The organism is Agarivorans albus, from assembly GCF_019670105.1.
Classification (GTDB): Bacteria; Pseudomonadota; Gammaproteobacteria; order Enterobacterales; family Celerinatantimonadaceae; genus Agarivorans; species Agarivorans albus.
The window spans coordinates 1,041,855-1,053,226 of sequence record NZ_AP023032.1 but is presented as its reverse complement, the minus strand read 5'-3'; the positions used below and the strand labels follow the sequence as shown (position 1 = coordinate 1,053,226).

General features: G+C 44.5%; 7 protein-coding genes. 4 read left to right on the top strand and 3 right to left on the bottom strand.

The annotated features are described in order from the left end of the window. Positions 1-27 precede the first annotated feature (27 nt). The 3 genes from K5620_RS04900 (at position 28) to K5620_RS04890 (ending at position 4,250) form a co-directional block, all read left to right on the top strand. Positions 28-1,728 (top strand): sensor histidine kinase, encoded by a 1,701-nt coding sequence (locus K5620_RS04900; protein WP_016400346.1) that lies wholly within the window; start codon positions 28-30, stop codon positions 1,726-1,728. Further along, entirely contained in the window at positions 1,725-2,468 is a 744-nt protein-coding gene (btsR, locus tag K5620_RS04895; protein ID WP_016400347.1) for a two-component system response regulator BtsR, read from the top strand. The genes K5620_RS04900 and btsR overlap by 4 nt, the downstream gene beginning before the upstream one ends. A gap of 288 nt (positions 2,469-2,756) precedes the next feature. After that, positions 2,757-4,250: a carbon starvation CstA family protein gene (locus K5620_RS04890; RefSeq protein WP_016400348.1), complete on the top strand. Its 1,494-nt coding sequence runs from the start codon at positions 2,757-2,759 to the stop codon at positions 4,248-4,250. Between the two features lie 336 nt (positions 4,251-4,586). Here the strand turns inward: K5620_RS04890 and K5620_RS04885 are convergent, their stop codons facing one another. The 3 genes from K5620_RS04885 to K5620_RS04875 all read right to left on the bottom strand — a co-directional run bounded on the left by K5620_RS04885 (position 4,587) and on the right by K5620_RS04875 (position 9,857). Next, positions 4,587-5,273 (bottom strand): TIGR01621 family pseudouridine synthase, encoded by a 687-nt coding sequence (locus tag K5620_RS04885; protein ID WP_016400350.1) that lies wholly within the window; start codon positions 5,271-5,273, stop codon positions 4,587-4,589. Between the two features lie 65 nt (positions 5,274-5,338). Then, positions 5,339-9,202: a DUF748 domain-containing protein gene (locus K5620_RS04880; protein ID WP_221077451.1), complete on the bottom strand. Its 3,864-nt coding sequence runs from the start codon at positions 9,200-9,202 to the stop codon at positions 5,339-5,341. 28 nt (positions 9,203-9,230) lie between these two features. Further along, positions 9,231-9,857: a LysE family transporter gene (locus K5620_RS04875; protein WP_016400353.1), complete on the bottom strand. Its 627-nt coding sequence runs from the start codon at positions 9,855-9,857 to the stop codon at positions 9,231-9,233. Between the two features lie 248 nt (positions 9,858-10,105). Between K5620_RS04875 and K5620_RS04870 the strand changes: the two genes are divergently transcribed. Next, a complete protein-coding gene (locus tag K5620_RS04870) occupies positions 10,106-11,350 on the top strand; it encodes a diguanylate cyclase (protein ID WP_016400354.1) in 1,245 nt (414 codons plus the stop codon). Positions 11,351-11,372 lie beyond the last annotated feature (22 nt).

Genomic DNA, 11,372 nt, shown 5'->3' with positions numbered 1-11,372 from the left:
CGCCAACTAGCGAGGCTTTAATAGCTGATGATATTGAGTGATTTTTCCCTGCTATTGTCTTTAGCCCAACAAATGAGCGTTTTTCTGGTCATTGCCTACTTGCTGAGTAAAACGCCAGCCTTTCTCCCGCTTACTAATCTATCGCCACGTTTACCTAATACGCTCACCATTTATTGCTTGTTTTCAGGCTTCTGTATTCTAGGCTCCTATTTTGGTTTGGCGATTGACGACGCCATTGCCAATACTCGCGCAGTTGGCGCCGTGCTTGGTGGTTTATTTGGCGGCCCAGTGCTGGGTTTGCTGGTAGGTTTTACCGGAGGCATGCATCGCTACTTTATGGGCGGGTTTACCGACGTGGCCTGCGCGGTTTCAACCACCCTTGAAGGTTTAGTTGGCGGCTTATTTCATTTATGGATCCGCAGGCGCAGCTTGCACAACGAACATTTGTTTTCGCCCACTATTGCCTTTGTTGCAACCTTAATCGCCGAAACCCTGCAAATGTTACTAATTTTGCTGATTGCTAAACCCTTTGAGCAGGCACTAGCCTTAGTAGAAGTTATCGCCCTTCCTATGGTTTTAGCCAACTCTGTTGGCGCCGCTTTATTCATGATGATGATTCGCGACCGCCGCCGGCTTTATGACAAATTTAGTAGTCATTCTTCAGCTAAAGCGCTTAACCTTGCGCAACGCATGGTGGGTATCTTTCACCAAGGCTTCAAACAACAAGATGCGGTACGTATCGCCAATATCATTCATGAAGAAACCGGGGTTTCTGCGGTCGCTATTACCGATACCCAACAGGTTTTAGCTTTTAAAGGCTTAGGAAGTGATCACCACCACGCGGGTCGCCCTATTGCATCCAAACAAACTCACCAAGCAATTAACGAAAACCGAGTAGTATTTGCCGACGGTGTTGAAGAGCCATATCAATGCAGCTCCAGCGATAAGTGCCCACTAGGCTCATCATTAGTGGTGCCGATTCGCGGCAGCGAGAACGATGTGATTGGCACAGTGAAACTCTATGAGTCGAAACGCCGCTTGTTTTTACACATTAACCGCGCCTTAGGCGAAGGTATTGCCAAGGTGATTGCCGAACAATTACGTGATAGCCATGTTCAGCAACAGCAACAACTACTCACCGAAGCTGAGCTAAAACTGGCGCGCGCCCAAATTAACCCACACTTTTTGTTTAACGCCTTAAATACTATCAGCGCGGTGGTAAAACGCGACGCCAGCTCTGCCCGTCAGCTCATTGCTGATTTAGCCTTGTTCTTGCGGATTAACTTAAAACGCAATCAGCAAACCAGCTTGGTGAGTGCCGAGCTAGAACATGTAAATGCTTATCTGCATATTGAGCAAGTACGCTTTGCTGATCGTTTGGTGATAAAACAAGACATCGACGAAGCATTTATGCAACTTGAACTACCCACTTTTACCCTGCAACCTTTAGTGGAAAACGCTATTAAACACGGCACAGCCCATTTACTTGAAACCGGCAAAATCACCATTTATAGCCGGCTAAACAATGGAGTTAAACAATTGGTAGTTGAAGACAACGCCGGCCTCTATCAAAAACCAGAGCAAGCCACCAGCGAAGGATTAGGCATGCATATTGTGGATACTCGCTTACGTAATGCCTTTGGTGCATCATTCGCGTTACAAGTTGAATGCCAGCTAAACCAATATACTCGGGTGATTATTTCACTGCCCAAGGAGCCTAACCAATGAGAGCAATCATTGTCGACGATGAACCCTTAGCCAGAGAAGAGCTTCAGGAGATGCTGCAAAGCTACCCTGAAATTGAAGTCGTCGCGCAATTTGGCAACGCCATAGAGTGTTTAAAGCACCTTAAGCAACTGCAAGCCGAGGTATTGTTTTTAGACATAGAAATGCCACAAATTAGCGGTTTAGAACTGGCGAATATGATTGACAGTGACAATGCGCCAGCGATTGTATTTGTGACCGCTTACGATCAATTTGCTCTGGATGCCTTCGAACAAAATGCCGTGGATTACTTGCTCAAACCGATTGACTCGGAACGTTTGTGTAAGTCGATTAAACGCCTAAAAGAGCGCTTGCCCTCCATCAAGCAAACCGAAGCCGATGCGGCAGTTAATCACTCATACCAAACCATGCTCAAAGAGCAACAACTTAGATTAATACCCTGTTATTACCAACAACGAGTAAAACTGATCCGCTTAGAAGATATCGAGCATGCTTCAAGCGATATAAGCGGTGTGCATGTTGCCACCGAAAATGGCACCTACCATACCCAGCTAACGCTAAAAGTACTTGAAGACAAATCCCCTTTGTTACGTTGCCATCGCCAACACTTGGTTAACGTGGAAGCCATTTCCGAAATCTCTTTAGAAGATAATGGCGGTGCGGTGTTGTTCACTAAAAGTGGTGCGCAGTTACCGGTAAGTCGTCGCTACTTCAAAGCAATCAAAGAGCATTTTGGCTTATAACGTTGTTAAATTAGCCAACACCACTTAAGTGCTATTTCGACCACTTACCAAGAAGCGGTGCTGTTTACTATAAGTGGCGCACGGTTAGCAATTAGCCGGTAAGTCGTCGCTACTTCAAAGCGATTAAAGAGCATTTTGGCTTATAACATTGTTAAATTAATCAACACCACTTAAGTGCTATTTCGACCACTTACCAAGAAATAGCACCACTCACCAAAGCGACTACTGAATAGCTACTTGCGAATAAATACACTGGCCTTGATTACAACTAAGTACTGAGAGGATGACATGCTTTGGTTTCTATTTTGCGTCGCAGCGTTGCTCGGCGGCTACTTCATTTACGGCGCCTTTGTAGAGAAGGTTTTTGGCATTAAAGAACAGCGACAAACACCCGCTTACGCGAAGCAAGATGGTGTGGACTTTGTGCCAATGTCGAAGAAAAAAGTTTATTTAATCCAGCTGCTTAACATTGCCGGTGTAGGACCTATTTTTGGTCCTATAATGGGTGCCTTATACGGCCCAGCGGCGATGTTATGGATTGTGGTAGGCTGTATTTTTGCTGGCGCAACTCACGACTACTTCTCAGGCATGCTGTCGGTTCGCAATGGCGGTGCATCGGTACCGGCATTATCTGGGCGTTACCTAGGTAAAAGCGCTCGCCACTTCATGAATATTTTTGCCATTGTGCTGCTGTTACTGGTAGGCGTAGTATTTGTATCCGCTCCAGCAGGCATGCTAACTAACCTTATTAACGACCAAGCTGGCATCAGCCTTGGTTTAGGAACTATGGTTAGTATCATTTTTGTTTACTACATCATTGCCACTATCGTTCCCATCGACAAAATTATTGGCCGCTTCTACCCACTGTTTGGTGCATTACTTATCTTTATGTCGGTAGGCCTAATTACCGCAGTAGCCTTCTCGAGTGAGCACCAAGTTATGGGCAGCTTTGAAGTCAGCCAAATGTTCACCAACATGAATCCAAATGACTTACCGCTATGGCCAGCCTTATTCATTACCATTGCTTGTGGCGCAATTTCAGGCTTTCATGCTACGCAATCACCGTTAATGGCTCGTTGTGTAGAGAATGAGAAAAATGGCCGCTTTGTATTTTACGGCGCAATGATTGGCGAAGGTGTCATTGCCTTGATTTGGTGTGCTATTGCGCTGTCTTTCTTCAATTCGATGGAAGGTTTACAAGCAGCTGTTGCCAGCGGTGGGCCAGGTAAAGTTGTTTACGACGCATCATTTGGTTTACTGGGTGTATTTGGCGGTATCTTAGCTTTCTTAGGTGTGGTTATTTTGCCTATTACTTCTGGCGATACAGCGTTTCGTTCAAGCCGCTTAATTTTGGCAGAGTACTTTAACCTGTCTCAAAAACCCGTTAAAAACCGCTTAATGATTGCCCTGCCAATTTTCATTATTGGTGGCATTCTTACTCAAGTAGATTTTGGAGTAATTTGGCGCTACTTCGGCTTTGCTAACCAAACAACCGCTGTAATGATGTTATGGACGGCAACCGCTTACTTATTGCGTAATGACAAATTCCACTGGATAACCACTGTTCCCGCCATGTTTATGACAACAGTAGTGGTGACCTTCATCCTAAACTCAAGCACCTTGGGCTTTGGGCTACCAATGACTATTTCGACGGTGGCAGGGGTAGTGACTACCTTAGTGATTACCGGTTTGCTAATAGCCAAACTAAAAGGCATTGGTGAAGACGATTTGGATGAAGAGTTAGACGAAATTACTAAACTAAATTCGGCCAAAGAAGCCTAATATCATCCTTAGGGTCTGTTGATCTTTGGTGTTGAAATTTTGTGCGAGATAAGCGGGCTTTAATCGCGGCGAGCACTTAGAAGCCTAGTGGGCTAAGCAAGAAGTGCTTAACAGAGAGTAAAGTTCGCTTATACGAACCCTTCGGGCAGCATTTCTTAGCCATTTATTCAGCGTTAGCGAGTGATTATTAAGCTCACTTAACTGCACACTCACTGCCTTACCTAAATGGCTAATAAATTGCTGCAAAAGCCATCAGCAAAGATCAACAGCCCCTAAGCTTTGAGCCGCTTTATGCGGCTCTTTTTTTGGGCTTAAGAAACGACAAGAGCTGTTAGGTTAACTGCGCTTAAGTTGCGGGAAGGCCACTTCCCAAGGCTTAGCTAAACTGCCAATTTTTTCGGCTATTTCAAAACGCTCAAAATCCCCATCAAGATTATCTAAAGCAGCATAATGAAGAGACTGTTCACCCCAATTAAACTGCAGGCCAAAAGCATGCAAATAACCTCGCTCTGCCGCTTCGCCACCATAACGCGTATCACCCAGTATTGGCGCACCTAAACTTTTAAGGGCAACCCGCAACTGATGAGTACGCCCAGTATGAGGCTTTAACAAAAACAAACGGCGTTTGGGTAACAGCGCAAAACTAAAAAACTGGGTAATCGCCGGGTTATCGTTAGTATGCCCAAGCTTCCAACTTCCGTTGCGCGCTTTCAGCATATCGCCTTTAATCAAGCCCTGTTTCTTTTTAGGTTTGTTAGAGGCTAAAGCTAAGTAGAATTTATTGACTAAGCCTTGGCTAAACAGCTCTTGAAAACGCGCAGCTGCCGACTTATTTTTGGCTAGCAGTAACAAGCCAGAAGTTAGCTTATCTAAGCGATGTACTGGCCATAAGTCTAAGGCAAATTGTTGGCGCGCCAACTCAACCAGCCCCAACTCGCCAGACTCGGTATGAAAGTTAATACCGCTGGGTTTATTCACCACTATAAAATCGCTGTGTTCGGCCACGAGTAGGAGCTTTTGCATACTGCTTTTCCTTACAAAATCAGTGACATTATCGCCCGAACAGGGTTTAAAACAAGCTTTCGCGATTAATCAGCAATAATGCTTAAGGTTACCAGCATCTTGCCGCTTTGCTTGTCGAGCGCTTGGCGCTGTACAAAAGCGCGGTCAATGGCTAATTCGTTTTGTTCGGTTAGAACATCTTTCACCGCAATCGCTCGTTGCTCTGCGAAGCTTTCTAAATCGCCATCATTAAGGGTTTGTTGGTCAACCAATCGTTGATACCACAAGCTGTGTAACTCTTGATTTAAACGCTCGGGACTAAGCTGCTCTTGCTCTTGCAAGCTTTGGGTTAACTGCTGGCGATCTTCATTACGACTTGCTTCTTCTATGTTAACTTGTGCCAAGTTAACAAGAGCAGTTCGTAAACTGCGGTTCTCGAGTACTGCACTTAAACTGATATCTTGCGGCGCTATATCCAAATTAGCCTGTTGATTAAGCTGTTCAGCGAGCGCTTGTCTTTTGAGGGCTGGAATATCTTGAGCTGGATCGATGGAGCCAACTAAAGCAATTTTTAGCTGCGGGCGTTTTTTTAAGCCTTCGGCCAATTGGCCAAGTTGAGTAAGCTGTTGCTGCTCAATCTCGCTACTGCCAGCAACAAAACTCACTTCATTTAAGGTTTCGTCACTACCAATTAGCGAACCAATCAAGGCAAAGGGTGAGGTAACGATTTTTTTCAGCGCGCCACCTAAGGCCTTAAACACTAGTCCACCGACATTAAAGTCTGGATCATTTACATCGCCGCTAACTTCTAAACCTAGGTCTATCACGCCTTGGTCATCTTCTAGTAGCGCAATCGCAAGCTCCACCGGTAGCGAAGTAGCCTTCTCACTATTGGTGCGTTTCCCTAATTGCAGTTGCTCTATGTAAACTTGATTGCTTCCCTGTAGCTGGCTTTGCTTAAGTTTATAAGCCAGGGCTAAAGACATTTGCCCACGCTCAATCACGTAGCCTGCATAGGTGCCCGAATAGGCGTTTAAGCGAGTAAGTTCTAAATGTTTAAAATCTAGTGCAGCATCAAAAGCAGGGGCTGCAGCAAGAGGGGCAATTTCACCAGCAAAACTTACCGGAGCATAACCGTCCACTTCACCGCTTAGACTTACTTCAGCAGGCTGGCTAGCGTCTTGAGTTAAGCTGCCAATTTTACCCTCTACCTTTTCAATCTTGGCGGCAAAGTTTGGGTCTAAGGAGTAATCAGCAAAGTCGACCAAACCTTGGCTAAACTGCGTTTGCGCAATGCTAATTTGCCAGCTTGCTGAATCATTTGCAGCTACTGGCTCACTGGCTTGTTCCTCAAGCTGTTCGGTTTGCTGCTCAACCGAGCTTTCACCCTCTTCGGGTGACTTTACAATTCCCGCCAAATTAGTGGAAAAGTCTTCTGATACCTCAATTAAGAAGTAGGGTTGAATAAAGTTGAGCTCACCCAAAGCAAGGCTGCGTTGACGAGTATCTAGATCCAATTGGCTAAGATTGAATTCAGACCATTTGAGTAAATCGGACTGCGCCCTTGCGTCTTTTAAATGCAGTTCATCAATGCTGAGCGAGCCTTTTAAAGCCAATCCAAATTGCTCTTGCCAATCTAATTGCACTTGCATGTCGGTATTAAACTTGGCCGACTCTAGTTTTAACTCAGTGTATTGCGCTAAGTAGGCTTGATAAAAAGCCAAACCAAACTGTGTAGCTTTAAGCGTTAAATCAGCTTGTTTATTGGCAAGTGCAATTTCCCCATCAATAGTAAGCTCCCCACCCTGCTCGGCTTGTAGCTTGGCGGCTAGCGTCATCGAAGAACTCATATCTGAGCTTATATTTGAAAGCTCAATTAAAGGGGCGTTTAGTTGGTGCTTAAGCTCTTGCCCAGAATACATCTCGCTCAAACTAAAACGTGAATCAGCCGCGCTTAACTGGGCAATGCTAACCAACCACTCTGCTTGCTCTTCACGTGCAGTAGCGTCAGTTTCTTCTGCTGCCACTGCATTTTGTGCAAGTTCTGGCTTAGTTTGCGCATCTGAAGAAACGTCACTGGCTTCATCGAGACCCGTTAACTCAGACCCTGAGATTTGATCGCTTTGCGGCTCAGGTTCGATGTCGGTTGGGCTGTTTTCGCTGTTTTTACTTGCTGCAAAACCTAGGTATTCAATAATGTCCAAGTTGCCTTGCTCATCGAGGCTGGCAATAAACTCTAAGGCTTCACTGCTAAGACTCGCAATATCAACGGTTTGCTTAGTTAGATTGACACCTATACCGTCGGCAACAACATCATTGGCCGCCAGCCAATGCAAGTTTTCTGGATGTTGTGGCACCGCCAGATTCACTTGCGATAAGGCCAAACGCCCGTTAGAGCTAGTAAGAGCAAAGCTGTCTGCCAGCTGCATATCTAACTCGCTACTTAAGGCCAGTTGGCCACTGTCTATATCTAAGCGAACAAAGGGGGAATACCATTTTTCAAGTTGCGTTAGCGCCAATTGGCTAAGGCTTACTTGACCAGTTAAACGCTGCTCTGGGCCACTAAAGGCTAACTTTGCATTGAGTGGACTCTGCTGGTACAAACTAGCATCAAGCGTTAATTCCGTGGTTTGCTGCATATCACTAGAGAACCCGCTAAGGCTAAGCGCTTGTAACAATAATTGATGCTGTTTAGTACTACCTAACCAAGCTTCACCTAGCCTTAGTTCAAAATCATTCACCTTAATGCTGTTGTTACTAAGCACCCAAGGTGACTCACTAGTAGCCGGTTCTTCCTGTTCAACCGCCGGTGTAGCATCACTTTTCTCGCCAGCTTCAGGAGTTTGAGCTTCAGGCGTTTGAGTTTCAGCCACCAGCTTTTCAAAATGAAACCACGAGAGCCAATCTAGCTGAGAGTGCTGGTCAAAGTTGGCAGCAAGTAAACCTTGATTGAGGCCTATATCCCCTAAGCTCAGGTGTTGCTGGTTCAAATCAAAAGTAACATTAGTGAGCGAGAGCTGTTCGAACTTAGCGCGAGTTTCCTCAAAAGCGCTCAGCTCAAATTGTTCAATGCTCAGCTGGCCTTGTTTGGTAATAAACTGAAACTGTTGTTGGTAATCAATTAAATAATCAGTGCTAAGTGTTACCGCGCCTTGATTGATTCGCAAATCGGTATAAGGGCGTAAAAAAGCAAAAACCCGCGGCAGCTGAAACTCTTCTAAAGAAAATTGACCCGATACTTGAGAAGCTGGCAAATCCACTTCACCACTCCACGCCAAACGGCCCTGCTCGCCTACTTGCGCTTCAATACGATAAGCATTAGCCGCATCACCGGTTCTTTGGGTATAAAAATCGTTAAGCAATAAATCAAAATCAGAAATGGAGAAATCTACAGCTTGCTCTGGCAGGTAGTCACTCAGCTTTAATTGAGCGTTGCGCAACATAAATTGTTTAACCCGTAAGCGAGGAACGCTAGCTTGTTCGCTATTTTCAGGTTCAGCCTCTTGTGGTTCGCCAGTATTAGGAAACAAACTGTCTACATTTAGTGCACCATTTTTTAGTCGGCTAAGGTGGAAGAACAAACCGTCTAACTCTAAGGCTTCAAAATTCCAACTCCAGTAGAATAAAGAGCTTAAGGTGAAATCTACATAGAGGCGCTCGAAGCTCGCCAAAGGCTGGGCTTGCTGCTCATCAAGCTCTTTAATGGCAAAGTGGCGCAGCGTTAATGAAAGCTTAAGCGGATGAAAGTCTGCTTGTTGCAGAGTCACAGTGTGACCGGTGAGAACGGTTAATTGCTTTTCTACTTGCTGCTTGATCACCCAAGGTAACAAGCTTAGTGACAGCAAAACATAAAGCATAAAGACTATTACAAAATACACCCCAGCTTTTTGCCAAGCCGTAGCCTGCTGCCAGCGCATTTTTATTTGCCCTATCCTTGTGGCTGCCTTCATAAATCTCCCGCGTCTTTGATGATGCTTATTAGTTTCGACTACTAAAAAGCAAACGAATTCCCAAACTTACTAAAACAAAACCCATACTGCGATCAAACCAGTGTCCTACCTGCAAAAACTTACGGCGAACTCGGGCAGTACTAAACAACCAGGAGATCATGGCAAACCATAAGGCTGTAGCAAAAACCATATATAAACCATAGCCTAACTGCACCAGCATTGGCGTAGTTGGGCTAATAACTACAGTAAATAAAGACAAGAAAAACAAGGTCGCTTTAGGGTTTAAGCCATTAGTCATAAAACCACTTAAAAAGGCACTTTTATCGCTAAGCCTAAGGCCCGTATCGGCTTCAATATCTGCGGCATCACGACGCTTTGCTCGCAAGCCTTGAATACCAATCCAAATCAAATAAGCAGCGCCTAACCATTTAATCACGTTAAACAACCAAATCGACTGAGAGATGATTAAGCCGATTCCCAGCACCGAATAAATCACATGAACCATAATCCCACAACCTACGCCAAGGGAGGTAAAAATAGCGGCTCTACGACCAAGGGAAATACTATTTTTTAGCACTACTGCTAGGTCTGGCCCCGGCGAAGCCACGGCTAACAAATGCACCACAACCACGGTTAAAAATTCAGCCCAGTACACGCTATCTCCTTAAAGAAACGATCAGTGACAATATTCACGTCTGATTGATTAAACAAAACCAGCAGCCATAAATCCATCTACAATTGTATTTAGTAGGTATAAAACAATATAGCTTAGTAAGTTTTTGTTATTACTTATTAAAAAAACTGCGCTGCATCAAACAGTTATTTTGTTATATTAGTTTTTCAAAATTCAGTTTTATTTGACCCAAAGCACAATAATCAAGTGAGTTTTTAGGAAAGCAAGCTATGCAGAAAATTCTTATAGTAGAAGACAGCCCAACAGTACTAAAAATTCTCCGCCATTTGTCTTCACGTTTAAACCATCTTGAGCCAATTTTTGCCTCTAGCTTAGAACAAGCGAAGCAGATTTACAGCGCCGACCCAAGTAGCTTTTTTGCCGCGCTGGCGGATTTTAACTTACCCGATGCGCCAAACGGTGAACTGGTTGATTATCTATTGGAAAACAAAATTCCAACAGTGGTGCTTTCAGGCTCGTTTGATGAACAAACCCAGTCCCTGTTAATTATAAAAGGTGTAGTTGACTACGTGCTAAAAGAAGGACGTTACTCCTACGAGCTGGCCTTCGATACCTTAAATCAACTCTACCTAAACCAAAATACCAAAGTACTGGTTGCCGAAGACTCGGAGCTAGCGAGAAAACATATCTGTGGTTTACTAAAACGTCACCTATTTCAAGTAATTGAAGCTAACGACGGACAGGAAGCTTTTAAGCATTTACAAGATGATCCGGATATTAAATTGCTAATTAGCGACTATCAAATGCCAAATATGGATGGCTTCCAACTGGTTCAAAAAGTGCGTCACGAAATGGGGCAACGACGGATCAGCATTCTAGGTTTATCCTCTGCGGATAATGCGACGGTATCGAGTAAGTTCATTAAAAATGGGGCTAACGACTACTTACACAAACCCTTCTCTATTGAGGAGTTTCAATGTCGAGTCAATCACAGCTTGCATACTTTAGCTTTGGTAGAAAAGCTTGAAAAAGCCGCTTACCAAGACTATTTAACCGCGATTCCTAATCGCCGATTCTTCATTAAACATGGGCGCAAACTGCACCAAAAAGCCGAGGATAAAAACTCTCAATTGGCGGTAGCAGTACTCGATATTGACCATTTCAAAAAGTTTAACGACCAATACGGCCATGAAGCAGGTGACGCAGTACTCATTCATTTCTCTAGCTTAATGAAATCAGGCCTGTCTAACTTCTTGTTTGCCCGTACCGGTGGCGAAGAATTTAGTGTGGCGATGGCGGGCCTAAACAATGAACAAGCCTACCAACTGTTAGATGCATTTCGTGAGCAAGTGGCAACCACAGAGTTTATTTACAACGATACCCCACTGTCGATAAGCGTTAGCATCGGTGTGACCAATAACCTTGAAGAACATTTAGATGCGCAGCTCAACCGAGCAGACGAGCTGCTTTATAACGCCAAAGATGCCGGGCGCAATATTGTAGTTGGAGATTAGTACCAATATTAGCTAGCTGCTG

Bases quoted from the DNA above. Each gene is read 5' to 3' on its own strand.
- K5620_RS04900 (WP_016400346.1), top strand. From the start codon at position 28: ATGATATTGAGTGATTTTTCCCTGCTATTGTCTTTAGCCCAACAAATG.
- btsR (WP_016400347.1), top strand. From the start codon at position 1,725: ATGAGAGCAATCATTGTCGACGATGAACCCTTAGCCAGAGAAGAGCTT.
- K5620_RS04890 (WP_016400348.1), top strand. From the start codon at position 2,757: ATGCTTTGGTTTCTATTTTGCGTCGCAGCGTTGCTCGGCGGCTACTTC.
- K5620_RS04885 (WP_016400350.1), bottom strand. From the start codon at position 5,273: ATGCAAAAGCTCCTACTCGTGGCCGAACACAGCGATTTTATAGTGGTG.
- K5620_RS04880 (WP_221077451.1), bottom strand. From the start codon at position 9,202: ATGAAGGCAGCCACAAGGATAGGGCAAATAAAAATGCGCTGGCAGCAG.
- K5620_RS04870 (WP_016400354.1), top strand. From the start codon at position 10,106: ATGCAGAAAATTCTTATAGTAGAAGACAGCCCAACAGTACTAAAAATT.